This window comes from Williamsia muralis (genome assembly GCF_051487485.1).
Taxonomy (GTDB): Bacteria; Actinomycetota; Actinomycetes; order Mycobacteriales; family Mycobacteriaceae; genus Williamsia; species Williamsia muralis_B.
The window spans coordinates 573,281-588,708 of record NZ_JAHVCV010000001.1; the positions used below are offsets into that span (position 1 = coordinate 573,281).

General features: G+C 65.7%; 17 protein-coding genes. 13 read left to right on the top strand and 4 right to left on the bottom strand.

Annotated features, from left to right (window positions below):
- Window positions 1-10: 10 nt before the first annotated feature.
- The 9 genes from KXR83_RS02840 (at window position 11) to KXR83_RS02880 (ending at window position 7,211) form a co-directional block, all read left to right on the top strand.
- Window positions 11-640 (top strand): DUF4178 domain-containing protein, encoded by a 630-nt coding sequence (locus tag KXR83_RS02840; protein ID WP_437423495.1) that lies wholly within the window; start codon window positions 11-13, stop codon window positions 638-640.
- 2 nt (window positions 641-642) lie between these two features.
- Window positions 643-1,131: a DUF2617 family protein gene (locus tag KXR83_RS02845; RefSeq protein ID WP_437423496.1), complete on the top strand. Its 489-nt coding sequence runs from the start codon at window positions 643-645 to the stop codon at window positions 1,129-1,131.
- Complete coding sequence (locus KXR83_RS02850) at window positions 1,131-1,646, top strand: DUF4247 domain-containing protein (RefSeq protein WP_317712696.1); 516 nt, start codon at window positions 1,131-1,133, stop codon at window positions 1,644-1,646. The genes KXR83_RS02845 and KXR83_RS02850 overlap by 1 nt, the downstream gene beginning before the upstream one ends.
- A gap of 15 nt (window positions 1,647-1,661) precedes the next feature.
- Complete coding sequence (locus KXR83_RS02855; RefSeq protein ID WP_317712697.1) at window positions 1,662-2,102, top strand: DUF350 domain-containing protein; 441 nt, start codon at window positions 1,662-1,664, stop codon at window positions 2,100-2,102.
- Between the two features lie 9 nt (window positions 2,103-2,111).
- A complete protein-coding gene (locus tag KXR83_RS02860; RefSeq protein ID WP_437423497.1) occupies window positions 2,112-3,686 on the top strand; it encodes a polyamine aminopropyltransferase in 1,575 nt (524 codons plus the stop codon).
- Window positions 3,687-4,043: 357 nt separating this feature from the next.
- Window positions 4,044-4,406: a rhodanese-like domain-containing protein gene (locus KXR83_RS02865; RefSeq protein WP_437423603.1), complete on the top strand. Its 363-nt coding sequence runs from the start codon at window positions 4,044-4,046 to the stop codon at window positions 4,404-4,406.
- 164 nt (window positions 4,407-4,570) lie between these two features.
- Window positions 4,571-5,503: a DUF4328 domain-containing protein gene (locus KXR83_RS02870; RefSeq protein WP_437423498.1), complete on the top strand. Its 933-nt coding sequence runs from the start codon at window positions 4,571-4,573 to the stop codon at window positions 5,501-5,503.
- Window positions 5,500-6,285, top strand: a complete 786-nt coding sequence (locus KXR83_RS02875) for a glycerophosphodiester phosphodiesterase (RefSeq protein ID WP_437423499.1) — start codon at window positions 5,500-5,502, stop codon at window positions 6,283-6,285. The genes KXR83_RS02870 and KXR83_RS02875 overlap by 4 nt, the downstream gene beginning before the upstream one ends.
- Before the next feature lie 11 nt (window positions 6,286-6,296).
- Entirely contained in the window at window positions 6,297-7,211 is a 915-nt protein-coding gene (locus KXR83_RS02880) for a DUF5926 family protein (protein ID WP_437423500.1), read from the top strand.
- Between the two features lie 100 nt (window positions 7,212-7,311).
- Here the strand turns inward: KXR83_RS02880 and KXR83_RS02885 are convergent, their stop codons facing one another.
- The 3 genes from KXR83_RS02885 to KXR83_RS02895 form a co-directional block, all read right to left on the bottom strand.
- Window positions 7,312-7,851 (bottom strand): ferritin, encoded by a 540-nt coding sequence (locus KXR83_RS02885; protein WP_062794691.1) that lies wholly within the window; start codon window positions 7,849-7,851, stop codon window positions 7,312-7,314.
- Between the two features lie 155 nt (window positions 7,852-8,006).
- On the bottom strand, window positions 8,007-9,101 hold the full coding sequence (locus tag KXR83_RS02890; RefSeq protein WP_437423501.1) for a Glu/Leu/Phe/Val family dehydrogenase: 1,095 nt from the start codon (window positions 9,099-9,101) through the stop codon (window positions 8,007-8,009).
- Window positions 9,102-9,277: 176 nt separating this feature from the next.
- Window positions 9,278-9,751: an Lrp/AsnC family transcriptional regulator gene (locus KXR83_RS02895; protein ID WP_437423502.1), complete on the bottom strand. Its 474-nt coding sequence runs from the start codon at window positions 9,749-9,751 to the stop codon at window positions 9,278-9,280.
- Between the two features lie 156 nt (window positions 9,752-9,907).
- Here KXR83_RS02895 and pdhA point away from each other — a divergent pair, with 156 nt between their 5' ends.
- From pdhA to lpdA, 4 genes are read left to right on the top strand one after another with little or no spacing between them, the layout of a single operon-like run.
- Window positions 9,908-10,993 carry a pyruvate dehydrogenase (acetyl-transferring) E1 component subunit alpha gene (pdhA, locus tag KXR83_RS02900; RefSeq protein WP_437423503.1) on the top strand — a complete coding sequence of 362 codons (1,086 nt, stop codon included), beginning with the start codon at window positions 9,908-9,910 and terminating at the stop codon, window positions 10,991-10,993.
- On the top strand, window positions 10,990-11,985 hold the full coding sequence (locus tag KXR83_RS02905; RefSeq protein WP_437423504.1) for an alpha-ketoacid dehydrogenase subunit beta: 996 nt from the start codon (window positions 10,990-10,992) through the stop codon (window positions 11,983-11,985). Before pdhA ends, KXR83_RS02905 begins: the two co-directional genes overlap by 4 nt.
- A 10-nt stretch (window positions 11,986-11,995) precedes the next feature.
- Window positions 11,996-13,333, top strand: a complete 1,338-nt coding sequence (locus KXR83_RS02910) for a dihydrolipoamide acetyltransferase family protein (RefSeq protein WP_437423505.1) — start codon at window positions 11,996-11,998, stop codon at window positions 13,331-13,333.
- A gap of 20 nt (window positions 13,334-13,353) precedes the next feature.
- Window positions 13,354-14,730: a dihydrolipoyl dehydrogenase gene (gene lpdA / locus KXR83_RS02915; RefSeq protein ID WP_437423506.1), complete on the top strand. Its 1,377-nt coding sequence runs from the start codon at window positions 13,354-13,356 to the stop codon at window positions 14,728-14,730.
- 16 nt (window positions 14,731-14,746) lie between these two features.
- Here the strand turns inward: lpdA and KXR83_RS02920 are convergent, their stop codons facing one another.
- A complete protein-coding gene (locus KXR83_RS02920; protein WP_437423507.1) occupies window positions 14,747-15,379 on the bottom strand; it encodes a cysteine hydrolase family protein in 633 nt (210 codons plus the stop codon).
- Window positions 15,380-15,428: the final 49 nt, after the last annotated feature.

A 15,428-nucleotide genomic window follows, 5' to 3' on the forward strand; every position in this document is an offset into this window, starting at 1 on the left:
GGTTCATCGCATGGAGTCGCTGCTGATCATCATCGTCGCGATACTGGCCATCATCGCGGTGATCATGCTGTTCAACACAATCGCGAAACGTCGCGAGCGCCAGGCAGCCGAGACCAAGGCGGTTCGTGACCGTGCGTACGCTCCGCGGGATCCGTTCTCGAGTGCCGACGACGATGCCGTCCGTGGAGATCCTCGGGCGCTCAAGCCCGGCGACATGGTGGAGATCCGCGGGGAGATGTTCGCGGTCCGGGGCACCCTGACCCTCTCGCAGAGTGGCTTCTCGTGGACCGAGAACTTCCTCGACACCGGGACCGGCCGCAAGGCGTGGGTGTCGGTGGAGGAGGACCCCGATCTCGAGGTGGTGCTGTGGGAGGAACTCGAGGGTGTCGCCGTTTCCCCCGGGCCCGAGTCGATCGAGGTAGACGGCCGCCGGTACTCGTCGGACGAGACCGGGTCGGCAAGGTTCACCAGCGCTGGAACCACCGGCCTGGCCACCGGAAACATGTCGTATCACGACTATTCGGCCGGCGACGCCCGGTTGTCCTTCGAGGACTTCGGTTCGGGGTGGGAATGCGCGCGGGGACAGGTCCTGGCTCGCGCCGAGTACCGCATCTTTACCGCAGACACCGGTCCGAGCTGAGCATGCAGGCGATTCTCGCGGTGCCGTACTCGGACACCAGCGCCGACCAGCTGGCCTTGTCCTTCGATGAGCCGTTGCTGCCCGCTCTGTCCACCGTTCGCTGCCAGTTCGACAACGCAGACCTCACATTGCGGTTGTTGGGCGCAAGCCACCAGGTCAGCGCGGTGACCGCCCTCGGAGAGACCGTCGAAACCCTGGCGTGCCTCCCCGGGCAGCACCGAAAACTCCCGTCGACGTTGCAGACGCCCACCGTCTCGTTCCGGGCGCGAACCGAACGCCACAGCGCACGGTCCCTCTCCGTGCTCGGCGCCCAGATCTCGGATCGCGCGACAGGACCGCATGCGCTGATCGGGCATTACCCCGGCAGCCCCGATGCCTTCACCGCGATCATCGCCGCCGACCTCGGCGACCGGATCCGCTGGGACACCTGGCACGCCTATCCCCAGACGGGTGACGTGGTGATCACCTCGAGTCTCGTGCAGGTGCGTTGATGACCTACAACCACGATGCCGGCGGCTACAACCGCAAGCCCCTCAACCGCATCCGCAACGGCATCATCGCCGCCATCGTCCTGGTGGCCGTTGCGCTGCTTGCCTTTTCATGCGTGTCCGGTGGGGTGGCATCCACCAGCGCGCGCAGCTACATCCAGCAGAACTATGAACGGGCGCCGAACCTGGACGAAGGATCGGTGGATGCGTACATCGCCGACGGCACTCCCGAGCAAGTCGCCGGCCAGATCCGCGGTGCCCAGAGGCCGGCCGATCAGCGTCAGGCGACCCAGACCGTCGCCGGGGTGCCCACGAGTGGTTTGTTCATGCAGTATCCCGACTACCTCGTGGGCCTCTTTCCCTACGAAGACAACAACACCCGCGTGATGCTCAGCGACGACTACGAATCCGGGTACCGCCATTACGGCGGGTTCATCGGTGGGTTCTGGGTCTCACGTCCCAATTTTTCCGGTGGCGGCTCCGACTATCGGGGTGGCGGCGGCGGTTCCGGCAAGTAGCGCAGAAAACAACAGGTGGGAGACAAAGTGGAGTGGGAGATCTTGCGCGACAACGTCGTATCGGCTGCGGCGTACAGCTGCGTAGGCGTGTTGCTGATGATCCTCGGGTTCGTCGCCGTCGACCTGGTGACGCCGGGCAAACTGCGACAACAGGTCTGGGTGGACCGCAACCGGAACGCGTGCATCCTGGTGGCGAGCAACACCCTGGCGGTGGCGATCATCATCGTCGCGGCGATCACCGCCAGCGAAGGCGACCTCGGTGAGGGCCTGCTCTACACCCTCATCTACACGGTGATCGGGATCTTCGTGATGGCGTTGACCTTCATCCTCGTCGACGCGCTCTCGCCCGGAGACCTGGGCCAGGTGTTGTTGGATGATCGACCGCACCCCGCCGTGTGGGTCTCGGCAACGGTGCACGTGGGTGCCGGACTGATCATCGCCGCGTCACTGCTGTAGTCCGCTCCATTGGCCACGTCCACCGCCCCACCCGACACCACCGCGCCGCCGCCGCTACGCCGGGCAGCACGGTCAGCACTGCTGGCGGTGGTGTTCATCTGCGCCGCCTGCGGACTGGTCTACGAGCTCGCGCTCGTCACGCTGGGGTCGTACCTGATCGGCAACACGGCCACGCAGGCCGCAATCGTGTTGTCGGTGATGGTGTTTGCGATGGGCATCGGCTCACTGGCCGCCAAACCTCTGCAGAACCGGGCCGCCGTCAGCTTCGCGGTCATCGAATTGGTGCTGGCTTTGCTCGGCGGTCTCTCGGTGCTGGCGCTGTACGGGGCGTTCGCTTATCTGTCGCTGTACACACAGTCGCTCGTGGTGGTTGCCTTTGTGCTCGGAATGCTGATCGGCGCCGAGATACCCCTGCTGATGGTGTTGCTCCAGCACATCAGGAAGCAGTCGGCAGGGTCTGCGGTGGCCGATCTGTTCGCGGCCGACTACGTGGGCGCGTTGCTCGGTGGCCTGGCGTTCCCATTCCTGTTGCTACCACTGCTCGGCCAGATCCGCGGCGCGCTCGTGGTCGGCATGATCAACGCCGTTGCCGGAGCCGCTCTTGTGCTCATCGTGTTCCGCCGGGACCTCGGTCGTGCCCGCATGCTGGCATTGGGCGCCGGATCGGTCGGTGTGGTCGCGGTGTTGGTGGCTGCGATGTTCTATGCCGACACCTTCGAGGTCAACGCACGGCAGGCGCTGTATCGCGACCCGATCGTGCTGGCCGACCGAACCCCGATCCAGGACATCGTGATCACCAATCGCGGCCTCCCGGACGGCGAGGACACCCGGCTGTTCCTCAACGGCGATCTGCAGTTCTCCAGCGTGGACGAGTACCGATACCACGAGGCGCTGGTGCACCCGGCGCTGGCGCAGAAGCGGGACAACGTCCTGATCCTGGGCGGTGGCGACGGTCTGGCACTACGCGAGGTGCTGAAGTACCGCGATGTGCAGTCGGTGCATCTCGTCGAACTCGACCCTCGGATGGTCGATTTGGCGCGCACAGATCCGAGACTCACGGAGCTCAACGGCAACGCCTTCGCCGACGACCGGGTCTCGGTGGTGACGGCCGACGCGTTCAACTGGTTGCGTGAGGACCCGGGGCTGTTCGAGGCCGTCATCGTCGACATGCCGGACCCTGACGAGACGGCAACCGCCAAGCTGTACTCGGTGGAGTTCTACGGCCTGATCCGCGGGCACCTGGCGCCCGGTGCCCGAATGGTCGTGCAGGCGGGCTCTCCCTACTTCGCGCCCCGCTCGTTCTGGTGCATCGGCCAGAGCATCGCCGAGGCAGGGGTGACAACCGCGGCCTATCACGTCGACGTGCCCTCGTTCGGCGACTGGGGTTTCTTTCTGGGGGCAGCGGGTGACGTAGCACCGGCAGTGACGGTGGACCCTGCGGTGGACCGCCGCTTCCTGTCGGCAGACGAACTGGACGCTGCCCGTACCTTCCCGCCCGACCGTCCGCCCTTGGAGATGCCCTCGTCCACCCTGATGCAGCCGCGGATCCTCGAGTACTCGCAGTCGGAGTGGTCGGTGTACTGACCGAGCCGGCGATGCACCGAAGGGGTGTCGGCCGCAAATCGGACCCTGTGAGTTGTCGTCTCCGGTTGACGTGAAGTTATCCACAGGCGTCGCCTAACGCGCTGGTTCAGAGCCTGCCAGCAAACACTCAACCTGTGGATGAGGCTGTGGAAACTGTGGAGAACTCGGCGTTTTGAGTGAATTGTTAGTGAACCTCGTCACAAAACAAGTTGCTGCTCGAAGGATTATCTTTCGGATTGTTAATTATCTCGATATTTGAGCGACGCTGAGTTGAATGCGGGGGCCTGTGGATAACCTGTTGAAAACTGCGGGGTGGCGGCGCACGCCGAGACAGCGTGCCACCATGGACGGGTGACTATGTCGGATGTTCCGTCGGTGCCCGTCACCGACCTACCGGTCGATTTCACGGCAGAGACGAACAGGATCCTGCTGGACGTTCGAGAAGACGACGAGTGGGCTAACGGGCACGTTCCCGGAGCCCTCCACATCCCTCTCGCCGAAGTGCCCGCTCGGGTCGACGAAATCGACCCCGACGCCGAGCTGTTTGTCATCTGTCACTCGGGTGGCCGCTCGGCCCGCGTGCTCGGGTACCTCTCGCAGCGCGGGTACGAGGGCGCGAACGTCGGGGGCGGAATCCTGGCGTGGGCGCAGGCCGGCAGGCCCCTGGAGACAGGCGCAGGTGGATCCGGGGGAGCGGCGTCCTCGGAGACCGGGCAGTGACAGTTCCGCCTTCTGGCCCGGTCCGGGACTACTGCCCGCACTGCCGGATCGCTGGACCGCACGATCCCCGTCGGCCACGCTGCCCACGATGTTCGGGTCCGCTGACCCCGCTCGACGCCTACGGCCGCGCCGTGGTGTTCCGTCCGCCGCCACAGCATCGGCCTGTGCCTGCCCCGGGAAATGTTCCCGCACCCCCTCCGCCCGGCCCACAGCCGCGGCCGAACAACATGTACGTACCGCCGCGCAGTCAGCGTCATCAATCGGTGTCCGGCGGTGCGCCGCGTCAGATGTCGCCGACAGCACGGCGGATGGTGCGCTGGGTGGCGCTGCGTCCGCCGGAGGCCCGGCCGCGTCCGCGGGCCCGGATCGAGCGGCACGAAACACCCACGCCTCGCTACCGAAGCGTCCCGCAGTGGGGGCTGCAGGACAGCCCGGCAACCGAACCCGAGACGCGTGAGCAGAACCTGATCGAACAGGCGACAACAAGGCTTCCGCAGCTGTTGCTGATCACAGCGGGCGTACTCGTCGCGGCGGCCGCCGCCGAGGCGTGGATCTACGCATTGCTCGTGGTCAACCTGGAAGAACCGGTCAGCCGCGGTATGCAGGTCGCGGCCGAGGCCGCGGTGTGGATCACCGGTCTGGCGTCGGTGGCGATGATGCTCGCGTGCCTGGCCGGCGCCGCCGGATGGTTGATCGAGGAGCGCCGGAGGTCATACGGCGAGCACGGTCAATACGACCCGCGAACCCGCCGGGAGATCTTCATCGGGTGCTGGGTCCCGTTGATCAACGTCTTCCGTCCTGTGGCCTTCATGCGCGAGGTACTCGAACTCCGCGACGACCTGCCGCGCGACCACATCCGCAAGCGATTGTGGTGGTTGTGGGCCGGCTGGGTGCTGGTGAACTTGCTGGTGGTCGGGTGCATCGTGCTGCGAATATTCGCCGAGTCCCTGCTGTGGCAGTCGAATGCGGTGCTCCTTGTCATCGTGTCCGACCTGGCCAGCGCCGGGTTCGCGGTTGCGGTGTGGTGGACGATCACGCGGCTGCTCGACCGGGAGGCCGAGACGGCGACCCCCACCCGATGGCTGGTCGCGGTATGACCGACACCCATCGGGTGCTGCGCACGGAAACGCCTGCGGTGGTGGCTCACCGGGGGGCATCGGGTCACAAACCCGAACACACACTGATGGCGTACGAGCTCGCCCTCGAGCAGGGCGCCGACGGACTCGAGTGCGACGTCCGGCTCACCGCGGATCACGAACTGGTGTGTGTCCACGACCGCACCATCGACCGCACTTCCGACGGCAGCGGTGCGGTCAGTGAACTCACCCTCGCTCAGCTCCGGGAGTTCGACTTCGCGAGTTGGCACACGTCCGGTCTCACCTCGAAGGTCCTCACGCTCCGCGAACTGATGGAGCTGACGCTGGACTGGAAACGCCCGGTCCGCCTGTTCATCGAGACCAAACACCCGGTGCGCTTCGGTGGTCTGGTGGAACAGTTACTCCTCGCGGAGCTGCAGCGGTTCGGCGTCGCGACGCCGGCGTCGGCGGATCACAGCCGCGCCGTGGTGATCTCGTTCTCCACCGCCGGTGTGTGGCGCATCCGACGCAACGCGCCGATGCTGCCCACCGTGCTACTCGGCGACACCGCCCGGTTTCTCGGGGGCAGCGCCGCCACCGCCGTCGGCGCCACGGCCATCGGACCGTCGATCTTCAGCCTTCGGGAGCACCCCGATGCGGTGGATCGCGCTGCTGCCGCTGGTCGGGCCACCTACTGCTGGACGGTCGACGAGCGGCGGGATGCGACATTCTGTGCCGATCTCGGCGTCGGCTGGATCGCCACCAACTACCCCGACCGGGTGCGGGGCTGGCTCGCTGCGTAAGTTCTTCTCACGTGGCTAAGAAGAGTAAACGTGGCAGCGGACCCCGACCCGGAAGCAATCGCGCCGAACGGGTGGCGGCACGCAAGGAACGGCAGGCACAGGCAGCGGCGCCGCTCTTCCGGCCGTTCGCCGGGATCGCCGCCGAATGTGACCTGGTGGCCTTGAGGGCGTTTGTCGCCTCGGCCACCGCCGAGTTGCCGCTGACCACCCCGGGCACCAACCCCGTGCGACTGGTGACGGTTCTGCCCGGTGCCGGACCGGCACTGGTGCGTGAGGAGTCCGGCGCAGCTGTGGGTCTGGTTGCGCTACAGACCCAGCCCGAGCACGAAGAGCCCGGCGCCGCATTGGCTGCCGCGATTCGGTGGGCAACCGAAAGTGCTGCGGGAGAAAGTCTTTCGGAGGTCGACACCGCCGAGGCCGGCGCACTCGAGGACGTGCTCGATCCCACCGCTGCGCTCGACATCACCGTGCACAACGACTTCAACTGGTGGATCGAGGGTCAGGACAGCCCCGCCCCCCAGATCACCGCGATGATCGAGCAGGCCAACGCGGCCATCATGCCGACGGCCCGGTTGGCCGGGGACTTCGTCGGAGCGCCGTGGTGGGTCGACGCCGGTGAGCGTGCACACCTGCGGTGGATTCGACCCGAACCCGAAGACGACGTGATGGCGGCGCTGGCGCGCGTGCATGCATCGGGTGGCCTGACACTCGGCGAGGGATCACGCTTCGCGGGCTCATTCCGTACACACGGGCTGCTGGTTCCGGTGTTCGACCTGGACCGCGAGTTGCACCCCACCGAGTGGACTGCGGGCGTGGAGATGTTCAACAACCGGCTCAACGAGGCGCTGGCCTCGGACGCCGAGCTGACCAGCGACGAGCGGCGCTCACGCGACGGTATCCGGGCCCGCCAGGTCACCCTGCGCTGAGGTGACGGGCAGTTCGCCCGAAACAACACGACAACAAAGGGCGCGGCCGGAGAGATCCGGCCGCGCCCTTTGTGCGTGTTGACGTGCTGTCGAGCGGTTTCTACAGGCTGCCGCCGGCGACACCGGGTGCAGTGGCATCCGTCTTGGCCGCGGTGCCGACCTCTCGGGCGACGAAGTTCTCGAGGTCGAAGAGATTGCCTTCGCACCGATCGGCGACGGTCTGCAGGGTGCGCATCACCGCGACCTCTTCGATCTGCTCCTTGAGGAACCACTGCATGAACTGCTCGCCCAGGTAGTCACCTTCGTCGCGGGCCGTCTTGGCCAGTTCGACGATCTGGTCGGTGACACGCTGCTCTTGCGAGAGTGCCACCTTGATCGGGGCGCGGTAGTCGGCGAACGAGTTCTCCGGCTGATCGATGCCCGGGGTGTGCACCACCATGTCGCGGTCGAGGAAGTACTGCACGATCATCATCGCGTGGTTGCGCTCTTCGACGGCCTGGGCGTAGAAGTGCTTGGCCAACTGCGGCAGGTCTTCGTTGTCGTAGTAGGTCGCAATGGCGATGTACTGCTGTGACGCAGAGAATTCTTGACGAATCTGGTCGTGCAGGAGCTCATGGAAGCGGGTTCGGATTGTGCTCATGACGACCAGGTTAGGGCCAGGTGAAAGCCGTTGTCATCCAAGCTCATCCTTACTAAGGGTGGCATTGCCGAACTTGTCTCAGGGAAGGTTTACCTTGGCTGACAACAACTTCAGGGCTCTATGTGTGCGATCGGTGGGTGCGCGCTGCCGGTGCCTCACGCTGCATCGTCGAGCCGGCGACGCGCGATCCGGTCGGCGGCGACACCGGCCGCGATGTTCTCGCGGGCCGCGGTCTGGAGAATGAATGTCATTGTGTCGAAGACGGATTCGACGCGGTTGCGTACCTCTTCGCGGGTGCGCCCGCGGAGCTCGCCCTCGACCTGGATGAGCCCACCGGAGTTGGCCACATAGTCCGGTACCCACACGATTCCGCGGTTGACGAGTGTCCTCTCGGCCTCAGGGGTGAGCAACTGGTTGTTGGCGGCGCCGCAGACGATTGATGTGTTCAGCGTCTCACTGGTGGCTGTGTCCAACGTGCCACCGAGCGCACACGGGGCATAGACGTCGAGGCGCTCGGCGCGGACGTCGGCCGACACCTTCGTGCGGGGGAAAGCATCCAGCAGGCGGTCTAGTGAGGGCTGATAGACGTCGGAGACCAGCACCTCGGCGCCGGCATCGGTCAGGAGCGACACCAGTTCGAAGCCCACCTTTCCCGCACCCTCCACGCCCACCGTGCGTCCGACGAGTTCACGTTCCCCCCAAACCTGCACTGCCGCTGCGCGCATGGCCTGGAACACCCCGAGGGCGGTGTTGGGCCCGCTGTCACCCGATCCGCCGGCATCCGTGTTGCGGCCGACGACGTGTGCGGTCGATTCGCCGATGATGTCGAGATCGTCGCTGTTGGTGCCCACATCGCCGGCCGTGACATACAGACCGTCGAGTCTTTCGACGAATCGGCCGTAGGCGCGCAACAATTCCGGTGTCTTGATGGCCCGCGGATCACCGAGGATGACGGCCTTGCCTCCGCCGAGGTCGAGTCCGGCTGCTGCGGCCTTGTAGGTCATCCCGCGCGATAGCCGCAAAACATCTGTGAGCGCAGCACTTTCGTCAACGTAGGGATGAAACCGGGTGCCGCCGAGGGCGGGTCCCAGCGAGGTGGAGTGCAGGGCGATGATGGCTTGGAGACCGCTTGCGCTGTCCTGACAGAACACCACCTGCTCGTGCGCGGGCTCGTCGATGGGGAAGTCTGATCGACCGAACACGTGGCTTGTGGCCGACTCTGCGGACAGAGGGGTGGCGGTGACGGACATGGAAACCTCCGGGTAGGTGGTCGAGGGTTGAGTGTGCATCCAGCTGCACGAATGTTGTCCCGGAGCGGCGAAGTGGTCAACAGTGAACTAGATATTTGCGCAATGTGCACATTCTGGCGCGTGTGCCGGCTGTCACGTTGCTCAAATTGCGGCCTCTGCGACCACGTGGTCTGGCCTCACCGACCGTATGCGAGCCGCTCCAGTAGGGGGCGGGTCCGGTAAGGGATCGCATCGCGCATGGCCACCGACATGGTGGTCCGTTCGACACCGGGTACCGCCAGGATCAGCCCGGCCACGCGGTAGAGGTCGTCGGCGTCCAGCGCAGCGACCGCGATGAGAAGGTCTGCGTCCCCGGAGATCCCGATCACCTCGATCACCTCCGGGATGTCGCCGAAGAGGGCGATGATCGGTTCGAGTCGGTGTTGGTCGACGACCGCGCTGATGTAGGCGCGCAGCGTGTATCCGAGGTCTCTGGTGGAGATGAGTCGGTCCATCGGCGCCAGAACACGTCGCTCTTCCCATCGGGCCAACCGGGATTGGACGGTGTTCCTGGCCATCTGGAGGGCGGCCGCCAGCTGCACCCCGGTGGCGCGCGGGGTCTCGCAGAGGGCGAGCAGAAGGCGGGCGTCGGAGCGGTCGAACTTCGTCATGTCGCACAGTGTCGCACGTCTCATCGCTGCGATGTTGGTCAAAATGCGCAAGTTAGTCCGCAGCTCTTGTGCAGTGTGGCGCTCACTGGTTGCCTGACGTGCACCGAATGAACCGTGGGCGAATGTCCACGTCAACCATCGCGAGTGGAGGCCCCGGTGATCGACAACGACGATCTGGTCCAACTGATCAGCCCGACGGGCGAGCGACTCGAGCACCCCGAGTACTCCGACCTCGTCTCCGACATCGACGTGGACACGTTGCTGCGTCTCTACGAGGACCTGGTGGTGGTGCGGCGCATCGACGCCGAAGCAACCGCTCTGCAGCGCCAGGGCGAGCTCGGTCTGTGGGCGCCCCTGCTCGGGCAGGAGGCCGCGCAGGTCGGCTCGGCGCGGGCGCTCGATCCCCAGGACTTCGTCTTCGCCAGTTACCGCGAGCACGCGGTCGCCTACTGCCGTGACGTGGATCCGGCGCACATGCTCCGGTTCTGGCGAGGATCCACCCATTCGGGCTGGAACCCTTATGAGTACCGGATGACCACGCCGGCGATCATCGTGGGCGCACAGGCGTTGCACGCCACGGGATACGCACTCGGTATGCAGTTCGACGGCGTGGACGGCGCCGCGATCACCTACTTCGGTGACGGGGCCACCAGCCAGGGCGACATCTCCGAAGCCTTCGGTTTCGCCGCGAGTTTCCATGCGCCCGTTGTCTTCTTCTGCCAGAACAACCAGTGGGCGATCTCCGAGCCGGTCTCGTTGCAGTCGCGTGTGACCATCGCCGAACGTGGCCGGGGTTTCGGGGTTCCGAGTGTGCGGGTGGACGGCAACGACGTACTCGCCGTCATCGCGGTCACCCGCGCGGCGTTGGCGCGGGCCCGAGAAGGCAGTGGCCCGACACTGATCGAGGCGGTGACCTATCGGATGGGACCGCACACCACGTCCGACGACCCGACGCGATATCGACCCGCGGCGCTGGACGACGAATGGCGCGCCAAGGACCCTCTCGACCGGGTTCGAGCGCTGCTAGACGCGGCAGGCGTCCTCACCGACGAAGTCCTCGAACGGATCCGGTACCAATCGGACACAACCGCAGCCGAACTGCGACGTGGCTGCCTCGAGACCGTGGAACCGACGCCGCTGTCGATGTTCGACGAGGTCTATGCCGAACAACACCCCCTGATCGATGAGGAACGACGCGAGTTCGCCTCGTACCTCGAAGGATTCGAAGGAGACGCCCGATGAGCGCCCCGGCCATCACCCCCTCGGTCATGCCGATCGGCAAGGCCATCAACTCCGGCCTGCGCAAAGCGATGGAGAAGGATCCGAAGGTGGTGCTCCTCGGCGAGGACATCGGCAAGCTCGGAGGTGTCTTCCGGGTGACCGATGGTCTGCAGAAGGACTTCGGACCGCAGCGGGTCATCGACACGCCCTTGGCCGAATCCGGGATCATCGGCACGGCAGTGGGTCTGGCGATGCGCGGCTACCGGCCCGTGTGTGAGATCCAGTTCGACGGATTCATCTATCCGGCGTTCGACCAGATCGTCTCGCAGGTCGCAAAGTTGCACTACCGCACCGGCGGCAACGTGAAGATGCCCATCACGATCCGGGTTCCCTACGGCGGCGGGATCGGTGCGATCGAACACCACTCGGAGTCGCCTGAGGGCTACTTCGCCGCGACCGCTGGTCTGCGTGTGGTCACCTGCGGTACCTCCGCGGACGCCCACCAGATGATCCAGCAGGCAATCGAGTCCGACGACCCGGTGCTGTACTTCGAACCCAAACGCCGTTATTGGGAGAAGGGGCCGCTCGCCGAGGCCGGGGATGCCTACCCGCTGCACAAGGCCCGCGTCGTCACGCCCGGCTCGGATGTCACCCTGGTCGCCTACGGTCCCCTCGTCACCACCGCGATGCAGGCGGCGAAGATCGCAGCAGGAGAGGGCCGTTCGATCGAGGTGATCGATCTACGCTCGATCTCCCCGCTCGACGTCGACACCGTTGCGGACTCGGTTCGCCGCACCGGCCGCCTGGTGATCACCCATGAGGCCCCGGTGTTCCTGGGTATCGGCGCGGAACTCGCGGCGCGCATCGGCGAGCGCTGCTTCTTCCATCTCGAGGCCCCGATCGCCCGCGTGGGCGGGTTCACCCTGCCGTACCCGCCGGCCAAACTCGAAGAACATTTCCTTCCCGACGTCGACCGCATTCTCGACGCCGTCGACCGCACGTTCGCATCGTAGGAGCCAGCTCATGTCGACAACCCAGACCTTCTTGCTCCCCGACCTCGGCGAGGGGCTCACCGAGGCCGAACTGCTCACCTGGCTCGTCGCGGTCGGCGACACCGTCGAACTCAATCAGAACATCGCCGAGGTGGAGACGGCCAAGGCCTCGGTCGAACTGCCCTCTCCCTACGCGGGAACTGTTGTGGCGCTGTACGCAGACGAGGGCGCCACCATCGAGGTGGGCCGGCCGTTCATCGACATCGCCGTCGAGGGCGCCTCCACTCAGGACCACACGCCGACTGCCCCGCAGGACCCGGGCCCATCAAACTCTGTCCTGTCGGAGTCACGGCCCGCGAGCAAGGAACGCACCCCGGTTCTTGTCGGGTACGGCGTCGCCGAGGAGAGCACGGGACGGCGTCGACGGCGGACGAACGCCACCGTATCGGCGGTAGATCCTGTTGTGACAGAACAGGAGCGCCCGCTGGCCGCGCCGCCGGTCCGGTTCGCAGCCAAGCAGAACGGTGTCGATCTGGCCGACGTGCCCGCCACCGGCGGTCGGGGGCAGGTCACCCGCGACGACCTCGAGCAGTACCTGGCTCGGTCGGCTGCCGATCCCGAGCCCGCCGCAGCTTCGGGTGGCTCCGCCCGACCCGGAGCGGCGGTGCTCGACGAAGAACGCACCCCGATCAAAGGGGTCCGCAAACACACCGCCGACGCCATGGTCCGCAGCGCCTTCACCGCACCGCATGTCACCGAGTTCATCACCGTGGACGTCACCCCGGCCGTCGACCTGCTCGCACAACTCAGGGAGTCCAAGCACTTCCGGTCGGTACGCATCACGCCGCTGGCGTTGGTGGCCAAGGCGCTGCTCGTGGCACTGCGGTCCAATCCGTCCCTCAACTCTGCGTGGGACGAGGCGAACCAGGAGATCGTCACCAAGCGCTACGTCAACCTGGGAATCGCAGCGGCCACCCCACGCGGCCTCATGGTGCCCAACATCAAGAACGCCCACACGTTGAGCCTGCGTGACCTCGCCGAAGCGCTCACCACATTGACGACAACGGCGAAGGAAGGGCGCACCGGACCACAAGACCTGTCCGCGGGCACCATCACGATCACCAATGTCGGTGTATTCGGGGTGGATTCGGGAACGCCGATCCTCAACCCCGGCGAGGCGGCCATCCTGTGCTTCGGCGCAATTCGCCGACAGCCGTGGGAACACCGAGGCGAGATCGCCCTGAGATCGGTGACCACGCTCAGTCTCTCGTTCGACCACCGGCTGGTCGACGGCGAGCAGGGATCTCGTTTTCTCGCAACCATTGCCGACATCCTGTCCGATCCCGTCACCCTGATCGCGCTGAGCTGAGCGCACCCGGAGGAAAAGCCATGGCCGACATCCCTGACGTCCTGATCTTGGGAGGCGGGTCGGGTGGGTACGCTGCGGCCTTCCGCGCCGCCCAACTCGGCAAGACCGTCACCCTCATCGAGGAAGACAAGGTGGGAGGGACCTGCTTGCATCGCGGCTGTATCCCCACCAAGGCGTTGCTCCACGCAGCCGAGGTCGCCGACACGGTTGCCCACGCATCCAAGGTCGGGATCGGCGCCGAGCTCACCAAGGTCGACGTGGCGGGAATCCATGCGTACAAGAACTCGGTGGTCGACCGCTTGTACCGAGGCCTGCAAGGACTGGTGAAAGCCCACCGGGTCGACATCGTGAACGGCACCGGCCGCTATGTCGGGGGACGCAGCGTCGAAGTCGGGGGAACCACGTTCACCGGACGATCACTGGTGCTCGCGACGGGTTCGGCAGCCCGGACGCTGCCGGGTGTCGACCGCGGTGGTCGCGTCCTGACGAGTGATGACGCCCTTGAACTGCCCACGCTTCCCGAGCGGGTGGTGGTTCTCGGCGGCGGGGTGATCGGCGTCGAGTTCGCAAGCGTCTGGACATCTTTGGGTGCCCAGGTCACCATCGTCGAAGCGCTGCCACGATTGATCGCCACCGAGGACGAGTGGTCGTCCAAACAACTCACCAGGGCTCTCAAGAAGCGCGGCGTGACCGTCAGGACGGATGCGCGGTGCGAGGCTGTCACGCAACAGACCGACGGGGTGACCGTGGCACTGGCAGGCGGCGACCTTCTCGAGGCGGACGTTGTGCTCGTATCGGTGGGTCGTGGTCCGCGGACGTCTGGAAATGGCTTTGCAGAAGGCGGCATCGAGCTCGACGAGCGGGGATTCGTGCGCGTGGACGGTGCGCTGGGTACATCTCAGGACGGGGTATACGCGGTGGGCGACATCGTCGCGGGGCCACAACTCGCCCATCGCGGTTTTGCGCATGGCATCCACGTGGCCGAGGTGATCGCCGGACGCGATCGGGTTCTCGTCGAGGACTCCTCCATTCCGCGAGTCGCGTACTGCAATCCGGAAGTCGCATCTGTCGGGCTCACCGAGGCGCAGGCGCGTGAGAAGTACGGTGAGGTGTCAACGGTGGTCTACGATCTGGCCGGAAACGGGAAGAGTCAGATACTCGGAACCGGTGGCGGAATCAAAGTGATTCGTGCGCAGAAGGATTCGGGACCGGTGGTCGGCATCCACATGGTGGGTGAACGCGTCGGCGAACTGATCGGCGAGGCACAACTGACCGTGGGGTGGGGCGCCTACCCGGATGACGTCGCCGCGCTGGTCCATGCGCACCCTACCCAGTCCGAAGCGCTGGGTGAGGCGCACATGGCGTTGGCGGGGCTGCCGTTGCACAGTCACGGCTGAGCCCCACCCATCTTCGCTAGACGGTGGCACCTCTCCCGTCGAGTGCGGAGGCCACCAGGTTGCTCGCCGCAAGCGGTTCGCCCTTGTCGACTGCCGCAGCCCACTGCTCGGTTGTCGCCACGGCCGCGAAGTTGGAGTTCAGCAGAACCATGATCGTCTCGTGTAGCTGCTGGGCAGATACCCTGCCGGCCTCGTTCGACAACGCTATGGCTCCGGTGGCGTCGGAGAGCACCTCGGTTGTGAACCCGAGCGACTCGGCGTGGGCGGCGGTTGCGATGTCGCAGTTGTTGGTCATGAAACCGACGATGGAGATGGTGTCGATACCGTTGTCGCGCAACCACTCTGCTGCATCGGTGCCGGCGAAGACGCTCCCGTACACCTTCTCGACACGCTTCCACTCGGGTTGGACCAGTTCGGCGACCGCGGGGTGCAATTCACTGCTCGGCGAGCCGGAGGCGAACACGGGTGCACCTGCCGGAAGGAGATGCTGAACGACCACGACGGGAATCGACTGCGTTGTGGCGACTTCGATGGCCCGTACGACGTTGGCCAGCGAGTCCTCACGAGGTGGGTACTGGATCTCCAGCGGGCCGTCGAAGTATTCCTGCTGGACGTCGATGACGATGAGTGCGCGTCGAGGGGACGACATGGATGACTCCTTCTGGTCAGGTGCGTGCTTGTATTCGCCATTCTTCGGA